The sequence below is a fragment of the Vibrio sp. CJQ_6 genome (assembly GCF_043106745.1).
GTDB classification, from domain to species: domain Bacteria; phylum Pseudomonadota; class Gammaproteobacteria; order Enterobacterales; family Vibrionaceae; genus Vibrio; species Vibrio furnissii.
Genome location: NZ_JBICMV010000008.1, coordinates 590,219 through 612,478 on the forward strand (window position 1 = coordinate 590,219; position 22,260 = coordinate 612,478).

Sequence of the window (22,260 nt, forward strand, 5' to 3'; positions counted from 1 at the left end):
CGATGTCAGCTGTGCGTTTAAGCTTTGCCGCAAACAAAAAAGGGAGCCTAGGCTCCCTTTTCAATTTTTAGCGCTTTCACCGCGAAGGCATTACAGCTGATCAGTCAGCTCAATGGCGTAACCGATGTAGCTTGCTGGCGTCATCTCTTTCAGACGAGCTTTCTCGTCTTCAGGCAGTTCCAGACCATCGATGAAGTGACGCATCGCTTCGCCGTCGACACGTTTACCACGAGTCAGCTCTTTCAGCTTCTCATAAGGTTTCTCAATGCCGTAACGACGCATCACTGTTTGTACTGGCTCTGCCAGAACTTCCCAGTTTTTGTCCAGCTCAGCCAGCAGGGCATCACGGTTCACTTCCAGCTTGCTGATGCCTTTCATGGTTGAAGCATAAGCGATGATGGCATAGCCCACGCCCACACCCAAGTTACGCAGCACGGTTGAATCCGTCAGGTCACGTTGCCAGCGAGAGATCGGCAGTTTTTGCGCCAAGTGACCAAAGACTGCGTTTGCCAGGCCCAAGTTACCTTCTGAGTTTTCGAAGTCGATTGGGTTTACTTTGTGCGGCATGGTTGAAGAACCGATTTCGCCAGCAATGGTTTTTTGCTTGAAGTGGCCCAGTGCGATGTAACCCCAAACGTCACGGTCGAAGTCGATCAGAATGGTGTTGAAACGAGCCACGGCATCAAACAGCTCAGCGATGTAATCGTGCGGTTCGATCTGCGTGGTGTATGGGTTCCAAGTGACGCCCAGAGATTCGGTCACAAACTCTTCGCTGAATGTGTGCCAATCCACGGTTGGGTACGCAGACAGGTGAGCGTTGTAGTTACCGACTGCGCCGTTGATTTTCGCCAGAATCTCAACGTTTTCGATTTGCTTGTACTGACGCTCCATGCGGTACGCCACGTTCGCCATTTCTTTACCCATGGTGGATGGGGACGCTGGCTGACCGTGAGTCCGTGACAGCAGTGGAATATCACGGTATTCCACAGACAGCGCTTTGATCGCATCAATCAGGTTACGAATTTCTGGCAGAATCACGGTCTCGCGTGCTTCTTTTAGCATCAGCGCGTGAGACGTGTTGTTGATGTCTTCAGACGTACACGCAAAGTGAATGAATTCGTTGACAGCGTGCAGTTCAGGAACGCCCGCAACTTTTTCTTTCAGGAAGTATTCAACCGCTTTCACGTCGTGGTTGGTGGTGCGTTCAATCTCTTTGATGCGCAGCGCATCTTCTTCACTGAAGTTGGCGGCGAGGTCGTCCAGGAACTGGTTTGCTTCTGCACTGAATGCTGGTACTTCCTTAATCGCATCGGTGGCTGCTAATTTTTGTAGCCAACGGATTTCAACGATAGAGCGGTACTTTAGTAGGCCAAACTCGCTAAAGATGCTGCGTAGTGCAATAGTTTTACTTCCGTAACGGCCGTCTACTGGTGAAACAGCAGTCAATGCTGACAGTTCCATGGTGTTCTCCTGAATTGAGTTTCTAAATTTCGTGTGCTTTATACCAATAACAGTGGCAATTGTCACGAATATTGCGCAAACGTTTGCGCTAACGTTGTTTGGGTCAAAGAATCAGAATTGGGCGCAAAAAAGTAGCTCGCGACGGATCGCGAGCTAACGAGGACTTGATTACAGTCTGGCTAACAGGATCTTCGCCTGTTCAATCATCTTTTTGCGACCAAAAATTAAGTGGCGTCGTTTGCCGCCAACCTGCCGCCACAGCACAGCGCAGCGAATACCCGACAGCAGCAGTGCACGCACTTTTTGCTGGTTGGTGGTTTGCTGCAGGACTGCGGGCGTGCCCGTTACCTGAATGCGCGGGCCGATTGGGCTAATCACATCGAGGTAAACACTGGCGAGGTTGCTGATCATCTGATCATCAAACAGGTCGAAATGTTCGACCTGGCGTTCAATCATTTGAATGCGATCGCCAAGCTGCGACATCGCGTCGCGACGGCCGGTGAGTTTACGTTCTAAAGCCATCAGGCTGATGATGTAGCGAGTCACTTCGCTGCCAGCCGGGGTACTGTCGATGCCATTGACCAAGCATTCGAGGCCCACTTTGAGGTTGGCCTCGTTGCCGAATACATTCAGCGTATTCGATGGATTTGTCGACAGAATTGCTTTTAGTGAAGTTTCAAACGCGTCTGAATCACAGTAACCGTTTTTCGCCACTTGCTGAACCAAAGCAACAGCTTGGCAGATCCCGGCGAAAGCGATGGTACGGTCATAGTTTGTGTTAGCCACGTATATACTCCTAAAATTGACGAGCTGAATCGACTTAAGAAAGTCGTTCTTCGATGATGCCGCCACCAAGACATACTTCGCCTTGATAGAATACGGCTGACTGACCTGGGGTCACCGCCACTTGTGGTTCGTCAAACATCACTTTGATGGTGTTCTCATCCACAGGCGTCACGGTGCATTGGATGTCCGTTTGGCGATAACGTGTTTTCACCGTGCAACGCATCGGTTCTGTCATTGGCATGCGGTCAACCCAGTGCAACTGAGATGCGATCAGGCCATTGGATTTCAGCAATGGGTGATCGGCACCTTGCACGGCAATGAGCACGTTACGTTTCAGATCTTTCTCGGCCACGTACCACGGATCTTCCGAGCCGTCTTTCATTCCACCAATGTGCAGGCCTTTGCGTTGACCCAGCGTGTGATACATCAGACCCTGATGCTCACCAATGACTTTCCCTTCAGGTGTTTCGATTTTACCCGGTTGCGCTGGCAAATAGCGAGACAAGAAATCGGTAAATTTGCGCTCACCGATGAAACAAATCCCGGTCGAATCTTTTTTCTTCGCCGTGATAAGTCCTTGTTCTTCCGCAATTCGGCGGACTTCCGGTTTCTCAAGTTCACCCACAGGGAACAGGCTGCGAGCAACTTGCTCATGGCCCAGTGTATAAAGGAAGTAACTCTGATCTTTGTTGCCATCCAGACCACGTAGCATTTGCGGTTTTTCACCGTGTTCTGGGAACGTACGACGCACATAGTGACCCATGGCAATGTAGTCAGCATCGAGCACTTCATCAGCAAATTCGAGGAAGGCTTTGAACTTAATTTCTTTGTTACAAAGGATGTCTGGGTTTGGCGTACGACCGGCTTTGTATTCTGCGAGGAAATACTCGAACACGTTGTCCCAGTATTCTGCGGCAAAGTTGATGGTATGCAGATGGATACCCAGTTTGTCACAGACTGCCTGAGCATCGGCCAGATCTTCCGCCGCGGTGCAGTATTCTTCGTTGTCATCTTCTTCCCAGTTCTTCATGAACAGGCCTTCGACCTGATACCCCTGTTGCTGAAGAAGATAAGCTGAAACGGATGAATCAACGCCACCTGACATACCGACTATGACTTTCTTTTGGCTGTTTGCGTTGCGGTTCTCTGACATGACTAAACACCACTTGATTAACTAGGAGGCAGATTCTAACAGAAAGATTTTTTTGAGGACAGATCCGCGACCGCAATCACACTTCCTTGCCGTGTTATTTGCTGGAGTTTACGTCAGCGGTGAAATAATCAACAACCGTCTAGCAGAAATCACCGAAACAGGTGAGGGGGATGCTGAACCTTGAAATGATGCGATGTTGCAACGGCGAAAACTAAAGGGCAAATGAGGCCATATTAATAACGATGCATGATGTAATCGTTCTTATTTATCACGCTGATAAAAATATCCGCTCTGCAATCGTTTGCTATAATTGTGTGAGTTGCCGCCGTATAGGGTGCAAGGTAGAATCCCGCATCCTTTCATTCCAAGCCCAAATTGACGTTATGAAATTTCCTGGCCAACGCAAATCAAAGCACTATTTTCCTGTACACGCGCGTGACCCTCTTGTGATTCAAGCACAAGAAAGCAAAAAGATGTCGCGCACTCATATTATTGGTATCGACCAAACTTTGGTAGATATTGAAGCGAAAGTCGATACCGACTTGATTGAGCGTTATGGTTTGAGTAAAGGACATTCGCTGGTCATTAATGATGACGCCGCGGAAGCGTTATACAACGAATTAAAGTCTGAAAAACTGATCACTAACGAATATGCCGGTGGCACCATCGGAAACACGCTGCACAACTATTCGGTTCTGGCAGATGACCGTTCGACCTTATTAGGGGTGATGAGTCAGGACATTAAAATCGGCAGCTACGGTTACCGTTATCTGTGTAATACCTCCAGCCGTATGGATCTGAATTATCTGCAAGGTGTGGACGGCGCCATTGGCCGCTGTTTTGCATTGATCACTGAAGATGGCGAACGGACATTTGCGATTAGCGAAGGTCAGATGAACCAGCTAAGCCCGGAAAATATTCCTGAGAAGATTTTCCAAAGTGCTTCGGCTTTGGTGATCACTGCTTATTTAGTACGCTGCAAAGCTGGCGACCCAATGCCGGATGCCACCATGCGCGCGATCGAATTTGCCAAGAAATACGATGTGCCTGTGGTGCTGACTTTAGGCACCAAGTTCGTGATTCAAGACGATCCAACCTTCTGGCAGGAGTTCCTGCGTGACCATGTCACGGTTGTCGCAATGAACGAAGATGAAGCAGAAGCGTTAACCGGCGAGCGCGACCCACTGGCGGCGTCGAACAAAGCGTTGGATTGGGTGGACTTGGTGTTGTGTACTGCAGGTCCTGTGGGGCTGTTCATGGCCGGGTATACTGAAGATACCGTGAAACGTGAAACCTCTCTGCCGCTGCTACCGGGCTCGATTCCAGAATTCAACCGTTTTGAATTTAGCCGTCCGGCGAGCAAAGCGAGCTGCATCAACCCCGTGCGTGTGTATTCTCATATTGCGCCTTACATGGGGGGCCCTGAGAAGATCAAAAATACCAATGGTGCGGGCGATGCGGCTTTGTCAGCACTGTTGCACGATATGGCAGCGAATAAATACCACAAAGAAAACGTACCGAATTCCAGTAAACACCAGCACGAGTTTCTAACTTATTCTTCATTTTCTCAGGTTTGTAAATATTCAAACCGCGTGAGTTATGAGGTATTGGTTCAACATTCACCACGTTTGTCGCGTGGTTTGCCTGAGCGGGAAGACAGCTTGGAAGAAGCCTACTGGGAACGCTAATCAGTTGTTATTTAAAAACGTCACTCCAAAGGGTGGCGTTTTTTTATCGGTCAATGATTGGTAATAATTAGCGTATGCTATGCGTTGAAATTTGTTGATGTAGAAATTTACATATAGAAAATGTAGAAATGTGTCAGAATAATGCAACATGTAAGTCAGTATACACAATGAGATGATCATCAATTGGGAGTATATCGATTTGCTACAACATCCACGGTTATTTATTTCTGCGGTTAATAAAAAAGGCTCCTTTCGGAGCCTTTTTTCATTCGTTTGCTTAACATGCGTTATAGCGCGAACTCTTCAAGAGATTTGCCTTCATCCAGTGCTTTCTGGATAACAGAAGGTGTACGACCTTGACCAGTCCAAGTTTTCTCTACACCGTTGTCCATGTATTTGTATTTCGCAGGACGAGGCGCGCGTTTGCCTTTTACTTTTGTTTTTGTTTCGCCAGCAAGGGCAGTAATCAATGCATCAACGTCAATGCCGTCTTTTGCAATTTGTTCCGCGATCGCTGCTAATTTAGCTTCTTGCGCTTCGCGTTCTGCACGCTCTTCTTCTTCAGATTCTTTACGTTCTTGAACAACGATTGTTAATTTATCCAGAGCTTCTTCTAGCTGCTCCAGAGTCAATTCGCGAGCATAAGCACGTAGGCTGCGAATATTCAACAGAGTTTTCGTAACTTCCGACATTACCGTTTCCTATAAAATAGAATAATTAACAGTTCAATACTAAACCCAGTAATTTATTCTGGCAACATTGAAAGTGAAATAATATTGAAAATATTCAATATAAGCGAATTAAATGACATTGGTTATTATTGTGTGACGAATTCATCCATAAGTTAATTATGGTTTTATTGGTCGTTTGGTTAAATTGATGCATGTTTGGTGTGTCTTTATATATGGTGTTCGTGATATTTATTGCATAGTTATATGAAATGAGTATCAATGCCTACCTCTTCAGTGTGACCTTGTGTCGGCGAATTAAAGTAACAGGATATGTTGCATTGACAATCTCGATAAGTACAATAGCTCGCACCTAATGCGAAGTACGACGTGGGCATCAGCTGATTGCAGTCAGCCGTAGCGTATTGTCCTACTTTCGATGTAGAGGCGCGGTATCGAATAGTATTCATGGTTGGGGTGATGCCAATGAACCATGAAGAAAGGCTATATCGCCGAAGTCAGTTTGCACATCAAAGCGGCTGGCTGGGGTTGTTCGCGAATAGCGCCAACACTGCCATAGTCTATATTTTGTTAAACTATGGAGCGCTACTGTAGGGTTGGGTGAAGTGTTCGCTTCCCTTTCGCTTAGTTCAACATAAATTGCGTACTGCGTTGCGTGGTTTGTCTGCAGTAGATCTCTAGCCATTTATTACTGGTTTTTGAAGATCATGAATTTAATTGATTTTGCTTCCTCTCCTTTGTCTATCTTGCCGCCGTTGGTGGCTCTTAGCCTAGCGATTATTACCCGCAAAGTATTGGTATCCTTGGGTGTCGGTATTTTACTTGGTGCATTACTTCTTGCCGATTACTCTGTGGGTAGCGCATTAAGCTACGTCGGCACCAAAGTGTCGAATGTCTTTATTGAAGACGGTGGCCTGAACACGTGGAACATGAGTATCGTTGGCTTCCTATTGCTCCTGGGCATGATGACCGCGCTGCTGACGCTATCGGGCGGTACGCGTGCTTTTGCCGAATGGGCGCAAGTTCGCGTGAAGAGCAAACGTGGCTCGAAGCTGCTGGCTGCTTTTCTTGGCGTATTCATCTTTGTTGACGATTACTTTAATAGCCTCGCCGTGGGTTCGATTGCCCGTCCTGTGACGGATCGCTTCTATGTCTCCCGTGCGAAACTGGCTTACATTCTGGATTCAACGGCTGCGCCAATGTGCGTGGTGATGCCAGCGTCTAGCTGGGGTGCCTATATTATGACCATTATCGGTGGCATTTTGGTGTCACACGGTATTACGGATTACTCACCACTGGGCGCGTACCTGCGTTTGGTTCCGATGAACTTCTACGCTATTTTCGCCTTGTTGATGGTGTTTGCGGTTGTGTGGTTCCAAATGGACATTGGTCCAATGCGTCAACATGAAATCAACGCGTCTCAAGGCCGTGGCTTTGATGGCGACAACGATTCAGAAGTGGCTCACGATCTCAATGAAGAGTTGGATATACGCGAAAGCGAGCACGGCAAAGTGTCGGACTTGATCCTGCCGATCGTCTTGTTGATTGTCGCAACCATTGGCGCGATGCTCTACACCGGTGGTCAATCGCTGGCTGATGACGGCATTGCGTTTAACCTGCTGGGTGCATTTGAAAATACCGACGTGGGTACATCACTGATTTACGGTGGTCTGGTTGGCTTGGCGGTGGCGCTTTATACCGTACTGAAACAACGCATTGCGATGACAGAAATTGCAAAAACATTGTGGGTTGGCGCAAAATCCATGTTTGGCGCGATTCTGATTCTGGTCTTCGCGTGGACGATCGGTGCCGTGATTGGTGACATGAAAACGGGCGCATACCTTTCGTCGTTGGTGCAGGGCAGTATTAACCCGCACTGGTTACCTGTCATCCTCTTTGCACTGTCAGGGATTATGGCGTTCTCAACCGGTACCTCTTGGGGCACCTTCGGCATCATGCTGCCAATCGCTGGTGACATGGCCGGTGCGACCGATATTGCGCTGATGTTACCCATGCTGAGTGCTGTACTGGCTGGTTCTGTATTTGGCGACCACTGTTCACCTATCTCAGACACAACGATCCTGTCTTCTACCGGTGCGCGTTGTTGCCACATTGATCACGTATCGACACAGCTGCCATACTCTTTGGCGGTTGCGGGCGTATCCGCGATTGGTTTCGTGGTCCTAGGTATGACGGACTCTTTGGCGCTGTCATTTGCCGCGGCTACGGCGGCCTTTATTGCGGTATGTTTTGCTTTCATCAGCTTGTCAAAAGCGAAGATGTCAAAGTGCGAAACAGCTTAACGCCTTGATTGATTGACAAAGCTCCGCTTCGGCGGGGCTTTTTTATTTCTGCAAATCGTACTTTTTGAGCAATCGATATAAGGTGGTACGGGAAATACCCAAATAACGGGCTGCCGCACTCATGTTATGTTTATGCTCGCCAATCACCTGCAACAAATAATCTGAATCGATGGTGTCAAAGGCGGGAAGCATTTGCCGATCCGCCAGCTCCAACCCGAGGTCGGCAATGGCTATATTTTTGTCGCCACACATAATGATGGCTCGCTGAATCACGTTGCGCAGCTCACGTACGTTACCGGGCCATGAGTGGCGACTGAGATAATCCAACACAGGTTTGGTTAAGTGCTTCCTTTTACCGTCACTCAACACGTTGAGAAAGTAGTGAGCATACCCCGGAATATCGGTTTTTCGTTCGCGAAGCGGGGGAATAAATAGCGGTAAAATATTGAGGCGATAATACAAATCTTCCCGAAATCCGCCCTGAATAATGTCTTGTTTTAAGTCGACGTGGCTGGCTGCAATAATTCGGCAGTTGACGCTGACGCTGCTGTCGGAGCCCAAACGCTGCATCTTTTTCGACTCGAGAAAGTGCAACAGATGAATTTGCAGGTCGGTGGGCATATCACCAATTTCGTCGAGAAACAGCGTCCCTTGATTCGAGCGCTGAATATAACCGACGTGATCGGCGATTGCGCCCGTGAAGGCGCCTTTTTGGTGGCCGAATAATTCTGAGGCAATCAGGCCGCTGGCAATCGAGCCACAGTTGACTTCAATAAAGGGGGATTCTCGTCGTGAGGAGAGCTGATGAATCAGTTTGGCGCATAGCCCTTTGCCGACCCCGGTTTCTCCTTGAATGAGCACTTCAGCGTCGCTGCTTGCGTATTTGACTATCTTGTGACGGACGTCGGCCATGCTGGAACTTTCGCCAATTAACTCCAGCGTGTGGAAGGCCGAGGTGTCAACAGAATCGGCTTGAGGGTTCACGAGGTATACCAAGGCAACAGAATGACTCTTTAACCGTAGCGGTTCACAAACCCGTTGGGGGAATTGAGTTGTCTTATTTTTAAGAACGTCATGCGGATGGCGCATTTTTATGTGAAATTCATCACTGTGCATGTTGGTTTTTTAGCGTTCGCCGCGGATATCAACACGATGTGTGAGGGGAGATCAGCAGGCAAAAGAGAGGCCGGATTGGTGCGCTGAGTCATGATTGTGAATGCCCGAATACACGGGCGTTGGGCTACGAAAACAAAAGGTGAAAAAAAATTAAATTAGCGGTTGCAAATTTTCGTCAGCTTCGTTAGTGTTGAAAGCAATCCAGTTAACCAACGAAAAGTTGTTAAGTATGCGTAATTTTGTCATGAACATTCATCATCACCATCATCCCTAAGTTGTCTTTCGGGAGATGTACGCATACCCGGGAGGCAGGACTCTCCCGGTGGTTACATGAAAAGTATTTTAAGATTTCAGACCCTCGGGAGACCAATCTCTCGAGGGTTTTTTACTATTTGGTTTTCATAAATCTGAAATAAATTCAATAATTTGCAAAGGAAGAATGTAATGCAGACACAACGCCTAAGAATCGCAGTTCAAAAGAAAGGTCGCCTGAGTAAAGAGTGTCAGGAGCTTTTGAAAAAATGTGGTGTGAAATTCAATATCATGGGTGAACGATTGGTGGTTCATTCACTAAATATGCCAATTGACCTGTTGCTGGTTCGTGATGATGACATTCCAGGTTTGATCATGGATGGCGTTGTTGATCTAGGCTTTGTCGGCGAGAACGTGTTGGAAGAAGCACGTCTTGACCGTGTGGCGCTGAATCAAGCCAGTGAGTTTGTGTCGCTGCGTCGTATGGACTTTGGCGGCTGCCGTCTCTCCATCGCGATCGATAAAGAAGAACGTTACAACGGCCCTCAAGATTTGCGCGGTAAGCGCATCGCAACCACGTATCCCCAACTGCTAAAAGCCTACATGGACGAACAAGGCATTGATTTCACCACCTGTATGCTCACCGGTTCAGTAGAAGTGGCGCCGCGCGCGGGCTTGGCGGATGCGATTGCTGACTTGGTTTCTACCGGGGCAACGCTGGAAGCCAATGGCCTGAAAGAAGTTGAAGTGATTTATCAATCAAAAGCGGTTTTGATTCAACGCGGCGGCGATTTTGCAGCGGATAAAGTGGCCCTGATTGGCAAACTACTGGCACGTATGCAAGGTGTCCAACAAGCAAAAGAATCTAAATACATCATGCTGCACGCACCAGTGGATAAATTGGCACAAGTGAAATCACTGCTGCCGGGCGCTGAAGACCCAACGGTTCTGCCGCTTTCTGCGGATAAGACCAAAGTGGCCGTGCACATGGTGAGCTCAGAAAACTTGTTCTGGGAAACCATGGAACAACTGAAGGCATTGGGCGCGAGTTCTATTCTTGTTCTACCGATCGAAAAGATTATGGAGTAATCGCCATGAGAACTGTTGTTTGGCAATCATTGAGTGAGACACAGCAAGACTCCATTCTGGAGCGTCCAGCGATTGCAGAGGGTGCCAATATTACTGCGGCGGTATCGGAAGTGATTGCGAAAGTCCGCGCTGAAGGCGATGCCGCGTTATTGGCATTAACGGCGAAGTTTGACCGCGTGACGCCAGAATCGATTCGTGTCACTCAAGACGAAATTGATGCGGCGTCTGCACGGTTGAGCGACGAGATGAAGCAAGCGCTAGAGCAGGCTTACACCAACATCGCAAAATTCCACAAAGCGCAGAAACCGCAGCCGATCAAAGTTGAAACGATGCCGGGTGTGGTGTGTGAGCAAGTCACGCGCGCGATCAATAAAGTGGGGCTTTATATTCCCGGTGGCAGTGCGCCACTGCCATCGACGGTGTTGATGTTGGGTGTTCCTGCGCAAATTGCGGGCTGTCGCCAAGTGGTTTTGTGCTCGCCGCCGCCGATTGCTGATGAAATTCTGTATGTGGCGAAGCTGTGTAAGATTGATGAAGTGTATAACGTTGGCGGTGGTCAGGCGATTGCTGCGATGGCGTACGGCACGGAAACCGTGGCGAAAGTGGATAAAATTTTCGGCCCGGGTAACGCTTACGTCACCGAAGCTAAACGTCAGGTGAGTAACGACTTTCGTGGCGCAGCGATTGATATGCCAGCTGGCCCGTCAGAAGTGCTGGTCATTGCTGACGACACTGCGGACCCAGATTTTATTGCCGCAGATTTGCTCAGCCAAGCAGAACACGGCCCGGATTCTCAAGTGGTGTTAGTGACACCATCACCGGTGATTGCAGACCAAGTCACCGACGCAGTGCAAAAACAGCTGAAAGCGCTATCACGTTCCGGTATCGCTGAGAAAGCACTAGCATCAAGCTTAATCATCATTGCTGAGTCGTTAACGCAGGCTGTCGCGATTTCGAACTATTACGGGCCTGAGCACCTGATTGTGCAAACCAAAAATCCACGTGAATTAGTGCCACTGCTCGATAATGCAGGATCCATCTTTTTGGGCGACTGGTCGCCAGAATCGGTGGGGGATTACGCGTCCGGCACCAACCACGTGCTGCCGACGTATGGGTACACCCGTACCTATTCCAGCTTAGGATTAGCAGATTTTAGCAAGCGAATGACGGTGCAAGAGCTGAGCGCAGAAGGGCTACAAACCTTGGCGCCAACCGTTGTGGCAATGGCGAACGCCGAAGGTCTGGATGCGCACAAACGTGCGGTGACCATTCGGGTTGAAAAGTTACAGAAGGCTTAATCATCATGGAAAAACTCGCACGTAAACAAGTTCAAGGACTGACGCCTTATCTGTCTGCCCGCCGTATCGGTGGCAGTGGTGATGTGTGGTTGAATGCCAATGAATCACCGTTTGATAATGAATACAAAACGGACTTTACTCGCCTGAATCGTTACAGCGATTGCCAGCCCAAAGCGCTGATTCAAGCGTATGCTAGCTATGCCGGTGTGCAACCGGAGCAAGTGTTGACTTCACGTGGTGCGGACGAAGGGATTGAACTCTTAATTCGCGCGTTCTGTGAGCCAAATGAAGACGCGATTCTGTTCTGCCCGCCGACGTATGGCATGTACGCCATCAGTGCGGAAACCTTTGGGGTCGAACGCAAAAAAGTGCCACTCACCCAAGATTGGCAATTGGATCTACCAAGCATTGAAGCCAATCTCGACAACGTAAAGCTGGTGTTTGTGTGCAGCCCAAACAACCCCACCGGAAATCTGGTGAAACGCGAAGATATCATCGCGTTATTGGAGATGACCAAAGACCGCGCCATTGTGGTGATGGATGAAGCGTACATCGACTTCTGCCCAGAGGCGTCCACCGTTGACTTACTGGCAAAATATTCAAACTTGGCGATTTTGCGCACGCTGTCGAAAGCGTTTGCGCTGGCAGGATTGCGCTGTGGTTTCACGCTGGCAAACGACGATCTCATCAACGTTTTGCTGAAAGTGATTGCCCCTTATCCCGTGCCGGTGCCGGTGGCAGACATTGCGGTACAAGCGTTGTCTGAAGCCGGTTTGGCACGAGCGAAGTTCCAAGTGTTGGATCTCAATGCCAACCGCGCCTATCTTCAAGTCGGTTTGCAGATGATTGAAGGGCTGCAAGTGTTTGAAGGTTGGGGCAACTACTTATTGGTGAAATTCCCAGATGGCGATGCGTTGTTCAAAGCGGCGTGGGAACACGGCATTATTTTGCGTAATTCACCGATTGAAAACTGCGTACGAGTTTCTGTGGGCAACCGCGAAGAGTGCGAGAAAACCGTCGCGTTTATTCGTAACTATTACCAGTAATTACTGTGATGACAGGCAGCGCTAGCCGCTGCCTTAAGAAAAGGACATTCCCGTGAGCAACCAACAGAAAATTCTTTTTATCGACCGTGATGGCACCTTAATTGTTGAGCCGCCAGTCGATTTTCAAGTTGACCGTTTAGACAAACTCAAACTTGAACCGTACGTGATTCCGAGTCTTTTGACGCTGCAGGATGCGGGCTACCGTTTGGTCATGGTGACCAATCAAGACGGTTTGGGGACCGACAGCTACCCACAAGAAGACTTCGATGCGCCCCATAACATGATGATGGAGATTTTCGAATCTCAGGGCGTGAAATTTGATGACGTGCTGATCTGCCCACACTTTGAAAAAGACAACTGTTCATGCCGCAAACCTAAATTGGGCATGGTGAAAGCGTATCTGCAAGGCGGCAAAGTCGATTTCAAACACTCCGTGGTGATTGGCGATCGCATGACCGATCTGCAACTGGCAGAAAACATGGCGATTCGCGGCATTCAATATCATCCGCAAACCATGGACTGGCGCGAGATTGTGAAAGATCTGACCGTCAAAGCGCGCACAGCAGAAGTAGTTCGTAAAACCAAAGAGACCGATATTCTGGTCGCGGTGAATTTGGATGAAACCGGCGGCAACCAAATCGAGACAGGTTTGGGTTTCTTTGACCACATGCTGGATCAAATCGCAACCCATGGCGGTTTCCAACTCAAACTGAAAGTCGTGGGCGATTTGCACATCGACGACCACCACACGGTAGAAGATACTGCATTGGCGCTGGGTCAGGCTCTGAAAGAAGCACTGGGTGACAAACGCGGCATCGGTCGCTTTGGCTTCACCTTGCCAATGGATGAATGTTTGGCGCAATGTGCGCTGGATTTATCGGGGCGCCCGTATCTGAAGTTCGACGCAGATTTCAGCCGCCCGCAAGTGGGCGATCTGTCGACGGAAATGGTGTATCACTTCTTCCGCTCTTTAACCGACACGCTGGCGTGTACGCTGCACCTGTCGTCGGCGGGTGAGAACGATCACCACATCATCGAAAGCTTGTTTAAAGCCTTTGGCCGCACGCTGCGCCAAGCGATTCAGGTGCAGGGCAATGAACTGCCGAGCAGTAAAGGGGTGCTGTAATGAACCAGAAAGTTGTCATTATTGATACCGGTTGTGCCAATGTCTCTTCAGTGAAGTTTGCCATTGAACGTTTGGGCTACGACGTGTCGATTTCGAAAGACCCAGAAGTGGTACTCGCGGCAGACAAACTGTTCCTTCCCGGCGTCGGTACGGCCAGCGAAGCGATGAAAAACCTAGAGCAGCGCAACCTGATTGAGCTGGTCAAGAAAGTTGAAAAACCGATGCTGGGGATTTGCCTTGGCATGCAGCTGATGGGCAGACTGTCGGAAGAAAAAGGCCAGAAAGCCGATGAGATTGTCGACTGTCTTGGTCTTGTCAGTGGCGAAGTGCGCCTGATGCAAACTGGTGATTTGCCGCTGCCGCACATGGGGTGGAATACCGTGTCGGCCAACGCTGGTAATCCGCTGTTTAAAGACATCGAAGCGGGCGAGTATTTTTACTTCGTTCACAGCTTTGCCATGCCGGTTGGCGATTACACCATTGCGCAATGTGAATACGGTCAGCCCTTCAGCGCTGCGATTCAAAACGGCAACTACTACGGTGTGCAGTTTCACCCAGAACGTTCATCAAAAGCTGGCTCTCAACTGATTCGAAACTTTTTGGAACTGTAAGGATTGGCGCCTGACGACCCTGTCGTCAGGCCGGCATAAGGATTTAGAATGATCATTCCCGCATTAGATTTAATTGAAGGTCAGGTCGTCCGCCTTTATCAAGGCGATTATGGCCAAGTGACCGAATACAAAGTAGACCCGGCAGCGCAGTTCAACCTGTATCACCAAGCGGGGGCGAACTGGCTGCACTTGGTGGATTTAACGGGTGCGAAAGACACCTCTGCGCGCCAGCTGGACTTAATTGCCAAGCTCTTGGCGAGTACGCCAGCCAATATTCAAATCGGCGGCGGTGTGCGCAGCGAACAAGATGTGATTGACCTGCTGGAAGCAGGTGCGCAACGGGTGGTTGTCGGCTCCACAGCGGTCAAACAGCCGGAACTGGTGAAAGGCTGGATGAGCAAATATGGCGCGGAGAAAATCGTGCTCGCACTCGACATCAACATCGACGATAGCGGTGTCCGCCGAGTCGCTATCTCCGGTTGGCAGGAAGATTCAGGCGTGACCATTGAAGCGCTGATTGAGGACTACCTGACCGTTGGGCTCAAACATGTTCTGTGTACCGATATTTCACGCGACGGCACGTTGGCCGGTTCCAACGTGGACTTGTATGTCGACTTGTGCAAGCAGTACCCACAAGTGCAATTCCAGTCATCTGGTGGCATTGGCAGCTTAGCGGATATCGAAGCGCTGAAAGACACTGGCGTGGCAGGCGTTATTGTTGGCCGCGCGTTGCTGGATGGCAAATTCACCGCTGAGGAGGCATTCGCATGTTGGCAAAACGCATAATTCCGTGTCTTGATGTTCGTGATGGGCAAGTGGTGAAGGGCGTTCAGTTTCGTAACCACGAAATCATCGGTGACATCGTACCGCTGGCAAAACGTTACGCAGAAGAAGGCGCTGATGAGCTGGTGTTTTACGATATCACCGCATCAAGCGATGGCCGAGTCGTGGATAAGAGCTGGGTGGCTCGCGTTGCAGAAGTGATCGATATTCCGTTCTGCGTGGCGGGTGGCATTAAATCCGCAGATGACGCGGCGCGCATTCTGGAGTTTGGTGCTGACAAAGTCTCCATCAACTCACCCGCGCTGGCCAATCCGCAGCTCATCACTGATTTAGCGGATAAATTTGGCGTTCAATGTATCGTCGTCGGCATCGATTCCTATTACGACAAAGAGACGGGCAAATATCAGGTTTACCAGTTTACCGGTGATGAAGCGCGCACCAAAGCCACCCAATGGGAAACCAAAGATTGGGTGCAAGAAGTGCAAAAGCGTGGTGCAGGTGAAATCGTGCTGAATATGATGAACCAAGATGGCGTGCGAAATGGCTACGATTTAGAGCAGCTCAATATGGTGCGTGCAGTCTGTAAAGTGCCGCTGATTGCTTCGGGCGGTGCGGGCGCGATGGAACACTTTGCTGACGCGTTCAAGTTGGCGAATGTCGACGGCGCGCTAGCGGCATCGGTATTTCACAAGCAAATCATCAATATCGGTGAACTCAAACACTATCTAAAACAACAACAGATCGAGGTAAGAGGATGAGCCAAGCAGTAATGACAGCGCTCTCAGACCGCATTAATTGGGACAAGGTCGATGGTCTGGTGCCGGCGATCGTTCAAGATTTCTCATCCAGCCAAGTGTTGATGATGGGCTACATGAACCAAGATGCGCTGGCGAAAACGATAGAAACCAATCAAGTGACGTTTTTCTCGCGCACTAAGCAACGTCTTTGGACCAAAGGCGAGACATCGGGCAATGTACTTGAACTAAAAAACATCGCGCTTGATTGCGACCAAGATACGTTGCTGGTCAAAGTGAATCCAATTGGCCCAACGTGTCACACGGGGACAACGACGTGCTGGGATGGTGACGCACAAGAGGAGTCGCAAATGGTGTGGCTTCATCAACTTGAGCAGCTACTGGCTGCCCGCAAGAGTGCCGATCCAGAATCCTCTTACACCGCTAGCCTTTATGCGCGTGGCACCAAACGCATTTCGCAGAAAGTGGGCGAAGAAGGCGTTGAAGTTGCGCTTGCGGCGACGTCGGGCGATAAGGCGGAGTTGATTTGCGAATCGGCGGATTTGATCTATCACCTGTTGGTTTTACTACAAGACCAAGGGTTATCGATGAGCGATGTGATTGATAAGCTCAAAGAACGTCACAAGTAAACACAAAAAACGCCCCGAATTGGGGCGTTTTTTTATGAGACGTTGGACATTAAATCTCAATGTGTTTCCATTCTCCGGGCTGCAGATCGCCCAAAACAATGTCACCCATTGAATAACGAATCAGACGCAGGGTCGGGAAGCCAATATTGGCCGTCATACGGCGTACTTGGCGGTTGCGCCCTTCGATAATCGTAATGGCGAGCCAGGTGGTCGGAATAGCCGCGCGAAAGCGCACCGGTGGATGACGTTCCCACACCTCGGGTTCTGGCATGATTTCAACGATGGCAGGCAGGGTCAGGCCATCTTTCAATTCCACGCCGTTTCTGAGCTTGTCGAGATCGGCTTCCTGAGGCGCGCCTTCCACTTGCACCCAATAGGTTTTGGGTGATTTGGACTGCGGCTGGGTCAGCTTGGCTTGCAAAATGCCATCGTTGGTCAACACCATCAGGCCTTCACTGTCGCGATCGAGGCGGCCGGCGGCATACACATCTTTGACTGGAATGAAATCGGCCAGCGTTTTACGTCCATCCCCGTCGGTAAACTGACTCAGCGTGTCGAAGGGCTTGTTAAAAATCACCACTTGACGTTCTTGAGGTGACACTCTCGGTTTGTCAGTCCGTGAACGCGACGCGGATGTAGGCTGAGTTGAGCGTGCAGAACTTGGGCGTTTTGCCCGTTTAAAATGAGGTTTGCCTGCTGGACGAGGAGAAGAGGATGCAGCTCGCGGTGAGCGGGATGACATGTTAAGTACCTTGCAAAAATGTGAATGAGTTGTGTTTGAAAGTTTTCTGGCGAACGATTTTGGGCTATCATTTGCGCGCCCGAAAACAGGATTAACGAACAAGATGATAGACTATTATCTTGCTTTTGTTTAATTATAACTACCTTCACTCACGGACTAAACCGAACACAATGAATGTCGTTCGACCTGAGACTTGAAAGAGTGGGATTATCGTGCGCAAGTTTGAGGATGTAATACTTACTTGAGTACGGACATTCACACAGTGCCGTTTCATCCAATGGTGCTGTTAGAACACATAGGGAAAGTTCATGCCTACAGAAAAACCTACAATTATCTACACTATTACTGACGAAGCACCGGCACTGGCTACGTATTCATTGCTGCCAATCATTCAGTCTTTCACGGCATCGTCAGGCATCAACGTTGACACGCGTGACATTTCACTAGCAGGCCGCATTCTGGCCAACTTCCCTGAGCATTTGAAAGAAGAACAACGCATTGGTGACGCACTGGCTGAACTGGGCGAATTGGCTCAGACGCCAGAAGCAAACATCATCAAACTGCCAAACATTTCTGCCTCGATTCCTCAGCTGAAAGCTGCGATCAAAGAACTGCAAGAGAAAGGCTACGCGCTACCTAACTACCCTGAAGAACCAAGCACGTACGAAGAAGAAGCGATCAAAGCAACGTACGACAAAATTAAAGGTAGCGCCGTAAACCCAGTGCTGCGTGAAGGAAACTCTGACCGTCGCGCGCCAGCATCAGTGAAGAACTATGCGAAGAAAAACCCACACTCAATGGGCGCATGGTCCAAAGACTCTCAATCACACGTTTCAAGCATGGAAGATAAAGACTTCTTTGGCAGCGAGAAATCGGTGACGCTGAGCGGTGCAACGCAAGTTTCAATTGAGTTTGTTGGCAACGATGGCTCAACCAAAGTGCTGAAGAAACCATTTGCCCTGCAAGACAAAGAAATCATCGACACCAGCGTGCTCAGCAAAAAAGCACTGGTTGAATTCTTTGAAAAAGAAATTGCGGATGCGAAAGCGCAGAACGTTCTGCTGTCGCTGCACATGAAAGCGACCATGATGAAAGTGTCTGATCCAGTGATTTTTGGTCACGCGGTGAAGGTGTACTACAAAGACGTGTTTGCGAAATACGGTAAAGTATTTGAAGAGCTGGGCGTTGACGTGAACAACGGCTTGGGCGATGTGTACGCGAAAATTCAGACTCTGCCAGAAGCGCAGCGCACTGAAATTGAAGCGGCGATTCAAGCGGTTTACAACACTCAACCACCACTGGCGATGGTTGATTCTGACCGTGGCATCACCAACCTGCATGTCCCAAGTGACATTATCGTTGATGCGTCTATGCCTGCGATGATTCGTTCTTCTGGTCAAATGTGGGGCCCAGACGGTAAACAGAAAGATACGAAAGCGATGATCCCCGATCGTTGTTACTCAGGCGTTTACCAAGCGGTGATCGAATTCTGTAAAGAGAACGGCGCGTTTGACCCAACCACCATGGGCAGCGTACCGAACGTGGGTCTAATGGCTCAGAAAGCGGAAGAGTACGGCTCACACGATAAAACGTTCATCCTTGATGCAGACGGCGCTGTGCGTGTTGTCGATGCTGAAGGCAATGTTCTGCTTGAGCAAGTTGTGGAAGCAGGCGACATCTTCCGTATGTGTCAGGTGAAAGATGCGCCAATCCAAGATTGGGTGAAATTGGCGGTGACTCGCGCTCGCGCATCTGGCGCGCCAGCGGTCTTCTGGCTGGACGAAGCGCGTGCGCACGATGCAGAGCTGATCAAGAAAGTGAACCAGTACCTGCCTGAGCACGACACAGCTGGTTTGGACATCAAGATCCTGTCTCCGGTTGAAGCGACGAAGTTCTCACTGGTTCGTATCAAGCAAGGTCTGGACACGATCTCCGTAACAGGTAACGTACTGCGTGACTACCTGACTGACTTGTTCCCAATTCTGGAACTGGGTACGTCAGCGAAAATGCTGTCTATCGTGCCACTGATGAATGGTGGTGGTCTGTTTGAGACTGGCGCAGGCGGCTCGGCTCCAAAACACGTTCAACAAGTTCAGAAAGAAAACCACCTGCGTTGGGACTCACTGGGTGAATTCCTAGCTCTGGCTGCTTCTCTGGAGCACCTGAGCGTGGCGACTGGCAATGCGAAAGCACAGGTTCTGGCGGACGCATTGGACAAAGCAACGGGCAAATTCCTTGATACCAACAAGTCACCATCACGTAAAGTGGGTGAACTGGACAACCGTGGCAGTCACTTCTATCTCGCGATGTACTGGGCGGAAGCTCTGGCAGAGCAGACGGCTGATGCGGATCTGGCTGCGGAATTTGCCCCAATCGCGCAACAGCTGAAAACCAACGAAGCGACAATCGTTGCTGAATTGAATAGCGCGCAAGGCGTTGCGGGTGATTTGGGTGGGTATTACCTGCCAGTCTTTGAGAAAGTGGCGCCACTGATGCGCCCGAGTACTACGCTAAACCACATCGTGGATCGCGCGTAAGTCTCGTTTCTCGTCGACTCGATCGAGCAATAAAAACGGCCCTGAGATGGGCCGTTTTTTTATGTCAGTTTTTGCGCAAAGGAGAGGGCGCGGAAGCGCGTGTTTTCGGCGCTATTTCATCTTCATCATCTTCATTACCCTCATCGTCTCCATCTTAGTTTTCATCGGCGGATTGCGGCGCTGGGGTTGAATCGCAATACCCGATGACTTTATTAAGCCATTCGAGGGTCATCTCTTCGCGCATAATAGCGTTTTCCAGAATGATGAAGTCACCAAATCGATCGCTGTCGAGAGCCGGAACATCCGGGTATTGCTCCAAGGTTTTTTTCAACGCATTGAGGCGCTTGGTGTGTTGCATCTTTTGGCTTTCGAGCAATTTAACGCGGCTAGTCAAATCGATGTTATTGGAAAAATACATCCGGACGCGAAACACATCCTTCGCGGTTTTCCCCATCATTTCATCTTTGTGCAACCAGCGAATGAGCTGATCCCGACCTTCTTCAGTAATGGTGTAGGATTTTTTCTCTAAAATATCGCCGCTGATCTCAATATCAAACGTCACCAATTTTTCCTGATGCAGCTTCTTCAGCTCGGTATAAATCTGGCTGTGGTTGGCGTGCCAAAACTCCGCTAATTCGTAATTGAACTCTTTTGCTATGTCATATCCGGTCATCGAATGACGGTTTAATAACCCCAGAATGGCATATTTGAGTAGTCTCATTCGTACGTTCTCGTCGATCAATTTTCATCAAATCATATCAAAGCGCCCAAAATCGAACAATAAACCTGATTTCGAACAAAGAATGAGTCAATGAAAACATGTCAATATTGACATGTTTTCGAATAAATATGAATTTGAAGAGAAATTAGAGGGGTGAATGAACATGTACCGATGCGGCAGGATTCAGGGGAAGGCGTTATGACCGAAGCCTATACTCAAAAACGTTGGGCTATTTTAGTGGCCTGCTGTTTTATTAATTTATGCGTTGGATCGATGTACGCATGGAGCGTGTTTTCAACGCCCATGGCGCAATACTTGGGGGCGCTCAATGGCATCACGTTAACCGGGACAGACTTAGCCATTGTGTTTATTGTGTGTAACTCTGTCGGCCCCATTACCATGATTTCTGGCGGCAAAATTAACGACACATTTGGCCCGAAACTGGTGATTTTCATCGGTGGGTTGTTGTTTGGCGGCGGCATGTTCCTGTCGGGTTATGCCACACAACTCAATCATTTGGTGTGGAGTTATGGCATTGTCACCGGGTTAGGACTCGGCATGGTGTACGGGGCAACCATCAGCACCAGCATCAAATTCTTCCCTGATCATCGTGGTCTTGTGGGCGGTTTAACCACCGCATTGTTTGGCGTCAGTTCCGTCATCATTCCACCCATTGCCGCGGTCATCATTTCTTCGTTCGGCGTCATTGCCGCATTCAAAATCATTGGTGCCGTATTTACGGTGATTGTCTGTGCCAGCGGGTTAGTGATCACCAAATGTCCCGATGGATTCAAACCGGCGGGTTGGGCGCCAAAACACACAGCGGGTGCCCCTGCGATTGTCAACAAAGATTGGAAAGAGATGCTGGCCTCGCCAACTTTCTACGTGCTGATCTGCTTATTGATGTCTGGTGCAGTTGCCGGATTGATGTGCATACCGCTGGCTTACCCCATGGCACAAAACATGATTGGGATGGATGTCGCAGCAGCGACTGGCGCGGTCTCGACCTTGGCGTTCTTCAACGTGTCTGGTCGCGTGCTGGCTGGCGTGTTGTCTGACCGCATTGGCCGACTCAATACCTTAGCGTTGACCTGTTTACTTTCCATCATTGGCCTGTATCTGCTGTACATCGCCGGCCAAGGTGATGTGACAGAGTTCTACATCGGATTATCGATCGTGGGAATCTGTTTTGGCTCTTTTATGGGCGTTTTCCCTGGCCTGACTGCCGATCAATTTGGGCCCAAAAACAACAGCGTGAACTTTGGGATTATGTTTACCGGGTTTGCTGTCGCAGGTTTCTGTGGCCCAACCATCATGCGTAGCGTCTTTAACGCCACCCACAGCTTTGACCACGCCTTCTTAATTGGTATCGCATTTAGTGTTCTTGGTCTGATTCTATCTTTCGTGTTTCGCATGGTGAACCAAGCTTCAAATCAAAAGCTTGCTGTGCAAGCGCATCCAAAAAATTTGTAACG

At 49.4% G+C, this 22,260-nt stretch carries 19 protein-coding genes, 1 riboswitch and 1 other annotated feature; of the genes, 12 read left to right on the forward strand and 7 right to left on the reverse strand.

The features are described from left to right. Positions 1–90: 90 nt before the first annotated feature. The 3 genes from purB to mnmA all read right to left on the reverse strand — a co-directional run bounded on the left by purB (position 91) and on the right by mnmA (position 3,400). Positions 91–1,461, reverse strand: a complete 1,371-nt coding sequence (purB, locus tag ACF8PK_RS04930) for an adenylosuccinate lyase (protein WP_014204882.1) — start codon at positions 1,459–1,461, stop codon at positions 91–93. 168 nt (positions 1,462–1,629) lie between these two features. After that, positions 1,630–2,247 (reverse strand): high frequency lysogenization protein HflD, encoded by a 618-nt coding sequence (gene hflD, locus ACF8PK_RS04935; protein ID WP_014204883.1) that lies wholly within the window; start codon positions 2,245–2,247, stop codon positions 1,630–1,632. A 34-nt stretch (positions 2,248–2,281) separates the two neighbouring features. Continuing rightward, positions 2,282–3,400, reverse strand: coding sequence for a tRNA 2-thiouridine(34) synthase MnmA (gene mnmA / locus ACF8PK_RS04940; protein ID WP_004725373.1), 1,119 nt, complete (start codon positions 3,398–3,400; stop codon positions 2,282–2,284). Positions 3,401–3,783: 383 nt separating this feature from the next. Here mnmA and ACF8PK_RS04945 point away from each other — a divergent pair, with 383 nt between their 5' ends. Then, entirely contained in the window at positions 3,784–5,088 is a 1,305-nt protein-coding gene (locus ACF8PK_RS04945) for an inosine/guanosine kinase (protein ID WP_004725375.1), read from the forward strand. Between the two features lie 287 nt (positions 5,089–5,375). Here ACF8PK_RS04945 and ACF8PK_RS04950 read toward each other — a convergent pair whose 3' ends face one another. Further along, entirely contained in the window at positions 5,376–5,780 is a 405-nt protein-coding gene (locus ACF8PK_RS04950; RefSeq protein WP_004725377.1) for an H-NS family nucleoid-associated regulatory protein, read from the reverse strand. 410 nt (positions 5,781–6,190) lie between these two features. Beyond that, positions 6,191–6,373, forward strand: a riboswitch (Lysine riboswitch). Positions 6,374–6,484: 111 nt separating this feature from the next. On the opposite strand from ACF8PK_RS04950, the gene ACF8PK_RS04955 reads away from it, so the two are divergent. Next, entirely contained in the window at positions 6,485–8,080 is a 1,596-nt protein-coding gene (locus tag ACF8PK_RS04955; RefSeq protein ID WP_392440340.1) for a Na+/H+ antiporter NhaC family protein, read from the forward strand. Between the two features lie 42 nt (positions 8,081–8,122). Here the strand turns inward: ACF8PK_RS04955 and ACF8PK_RS04960 are convergent, their stop codons facing one another. After that, a complete protein-coding gene (locus ACF8PK_RS04960; protein WP_208549964.1) occupies positions 8,123–9,064 on the reverse strand; it encodes a sigma-54-dependent Fis family transcriptional regulator in 942 nt (313 codons plus the stop codon). A 384-nt stretch (positions 9,065–9,448) separates the two neighbouring features. Then, positions 9,449–9,586 (forward strand) — a sequence feature (His leader region). Between the two features lie 54 nt (positions 9,587–9,640). On the opposite strand from ACF8PK_RS04960, the gene hisG reads away from it, so the two are divergent. The 8 genes from hisG to hisIE are packed head-to-tail and all read left to right on the forward strand — an operon-like array spanning position 9,641 to position 16,785. Beyond that, positions 9,641–10,537, forward strand: a complete 897-nt coding sequence (gene hisG / locus ACF8PK_RS04965) for an ATP phosphoribosyltransferase (RefSeq protein ID WP_004725383.1) — start codon at positions 9,641–9,643, stop codon at positions 10,535–10,537. A gap of 5 nt (positions 10,538–10,542) precedes the next feature. Further along, the gene (gene hisD / locus ACF8PK_RS04970; protein ID WP_154180145.1) at positions 10,543–11,835 is read left to right on the forward strand and encodes a histidinol dehydrogenase; all 1,293 of its coding nucleotides are present in this window, start codon (positions 10,543–10,545) and stop codon (positions 11,833–11,835) included. Positions 11,836–11,840: 5 nt separating this feature from the next. Then, positions 11,841–12,881, forward strand: a complete 1,041-nt coding sequence (gene hisC, locus ACF8PK_RS04975; protein ID WP_004725387.1) for a histidinol-phosphate transaminase — start codon at positions 11,841–11,843, stop codon at positions 12,879–12,881. A gap of 52 nt (positions 12,882–12,933) precedes the next feature. Then, positions 12,934–14,007, forward strand: coding sequence for a bifunctional histidinol-phosphatase/imidazoleglycerol-phosphate dehydratase HisB (gene hisB, locus ACF8PK_RS04980; protein ID WP_055466173.1), 1,074 nt, complete (start codon positions 12,934–12,936; stop codon positions 14,005–14,007). Further along, a complete protein-coding gene (hisH, locus tag ACF8PK_RS04985; RefSeq protein ID WP_392440343.1) occupies positions 14,007–14,618 on the forward strand; it encodes an imidazole glycerol phosphate synthase subunit HisH in 612 nt (203 codons plus the stop codon). The genes hisB and hisH overlap by 1 nt, the downstream gene beginning before the upstream one ends. 48 nt (positions 14,619–14,666) lie before the next feature. Then, a complete protein-coding gene (gene hisA, locus ACF8PK_RS04990) occupies positions 14,667–15,404 on the forward strand; it encodes a 1-(5-phosphoribosyl)-5-[(5-phosphoribosylamino)methylideneamino]imidazole-4-carboxamide isomerase (protein ID WP_004725392.1) in 738 nt (245 codons plus the stop codon). After that, the gene (gene hisF, locus ACF8PK_RS04995; protein ID WP_004725394.1) at positions 15,386–16,159 is read left to right on the forward strand and encodes an imidazole glycerol phosphate synthase subunit HisF; all 774 of its coding nucleotides are present in this window, start codon (positions 15,386–15,388) and stop codon (positions 16,157–16,159) included. Before hisA ends, hisF begins: the two co-directional genes overlap by 19 nt. Then, entirely contained in the window at positions 16,156–16,785 is a 630-nt protein-coding gene (gene hisIE / locus ACF8PK_RS05000) for a bifunctional phosphoribosyl-AMP cyclohydrolase/phosphoribosyl-ATP diphosphatase HisIE (protein ID WP_392440346.1), read from the forward strand. The genes hisF and hisIE overlap by 4 nt, the downstream gene beginning before the upstream one ends. 49 nt (positions 16,786–16,834) lie before the next feature. Here the strand turns inward: hisIE and ACF8PK_RS05005 are convergent, their stop codons facing one another. Further along, on the reverse strand, positions 16,835–17,527 hold the full coding sequence (locus ACF8PK_RS05005; protein WP_206752278.1) for a pseudouridine synthase: 693 nt from the start codon (positions 17,525–17,527) through the stop codon (positions 16,835–16,837). Positions 17,528–17,835: 308 nt separating this feature from the next. Here ACF8PK_RS05005 and ACF8PK_RS05010 point away from each other — a divergent pair, with 308 nt between their 5' ends. Further along, positions 17,836–20,064, forward strand: coding sequence for an NADP-dependent isocitrate dehydrogenase (locus ACF8PK_RS05010; protein ID WP_392440348.1), 2,229 nt, complete (start codon positions 17,836–17,838; stop codon positions 20,062–20,064). Between the two features lie 154 nt (positions 20,065–20,218). Here ACF8PK_RS05010 and ACF8PK_RS05015 read toward each other — a convergent pair whose 3' ends face one another. Beyond that, entirely contained in the window at positions 20,219–20,785 is a 567-nt protein-coding gene (locus ACF8PK_RS05015) for a PadR family transcriptional regulator (RefSeq protein ID WP_004725401.1), read from the reverse strand. Positions 20,786–20,983: 198 nt separating this feature from the next. Here ACF8PK_RS05015 and ACF8PK_RS05020 point away from each other — a divergent pair, with 198 nt between their 5' ends. Beyond that, positions 20,984–22,258 (forward strand): OFA family MFS transporter, encoded by a 1,275-nt coding sequence (locus ACF8PK_RS05020; protein WP_154180138.1) that lies wholly within the window; start codon positions 20,984–20,986, stop codon positions 22,256–22,258. Positions 22,259–22,260: the final 2 nt, after the last annotated feature.

Bases quoted from the DNA above. Each gene is read 5' to 3' on its own strand.
- purB (WP_014204882.1), bottom strand. From the start codon at position 1,461: ATGGAACTGTCAGCATTGACTGCTGTTTCACCAGTAGACGGCCGTTAC.
- mnmA (WP_004725373.1), bottom strand. From the start codon at position 3,400: ATGTCAGAGAACCGCAACGCAAACAGCCAAAAGAAAGTCATAGTCGGT.
- ACF8PK_RS04945 (WP_004725375.1), top strand. From the start codon at position 3,784: ATGAAATTTCCTGGCCAACGCAAATCAAAGCACTATTTTCCTGTACAC.
- ACF8PK_RS04950 (WP_004725377.1), bottom strand. From the start codon at position 5,780: ATGTCGGAAGTTACGAAAACTCTGTTGAATATTCGCAGCCTACGTGCT.
- ACF8PK_RS04955 (WP_392440340.1), top strand. From the start codon at position 6,485: ATGAATTTAATTGATTTTGCTTCCTCTCCTTTGTCTATCTTGCCGCCG.
- hisG (WP_004725383.1), top strand. From the start codon at position 9,641: ATGCAGACACAACGCCTAAGAATCGCAGTTCAAAAGAAAGGTCGCCTG.
- hisD (WP_154180145.1), top strand. From the start codon at position 10,543: ATGAGAACTGTTGTTTGGCAATCATTGAGTGAGACACAGCAAGACTCC.
- hisC (WP_004725387.1), top strand. From the start codon at position 11,841: ATGGAAAAACTCGCACGTAAACAAGTTCAAGGACTGACGCCTTATCTG.
- hisH (WP_392440343.1), top strand. From the start codon at position 14,007: ATGAACCAGAAAGTTGTCATTATTGATACCGGTTGTGCCAATGTCTCT.
- hisA (WP_004725392.1), top strand. From the start codon at position 14,667: ATGATCATTCCCGCATTAGATTTAATTGAAGGTCAGGTCGTCCGCCTT.
- hisF (WP_004725394.1), top strand. From the start codon at position 15,386: ATGTTGGCAAAACGCATAATTCCGTGTCTTGATGTTCGTGATGGGCAA.
- hisIE (WP_392440346.1), top strand. From the start codon at position 16,156: ATGAGCCAAGCAGTAATGACAGCGCTCTCAGACCGCATTAATTGGGAC.
- ACF8PK_RS05005 (WP_206752278.1), bottom strand. From the start codon at position 17,527: ATGTCATCCCGCTCACCGCGAGCTGCATCCTCTTCTCCTCGTCCAGCA.
- ACF8PK_RS05010 (WP_392440348.1), top strand. From the start codon at position 17,836: ATGCCTACAGAAAAACCTACAATTATCTACACTATTACTGACGAAGCA.
- ACF8PK_RS05015 (WP_004725401.1), bottom strand. From the start codon at position 20,785: ATGAGACTACTCAAATATGCCATTCTGGGGTTATTAAACCGTCATTCG.
- ACF8PK_RS05020 (WP_154180138.1), top strand. From the start codon at position 20,984: ATGACCGAAGCCTATACTCAAAAACGTTGGGCTATTTTAGTGGCCTGC.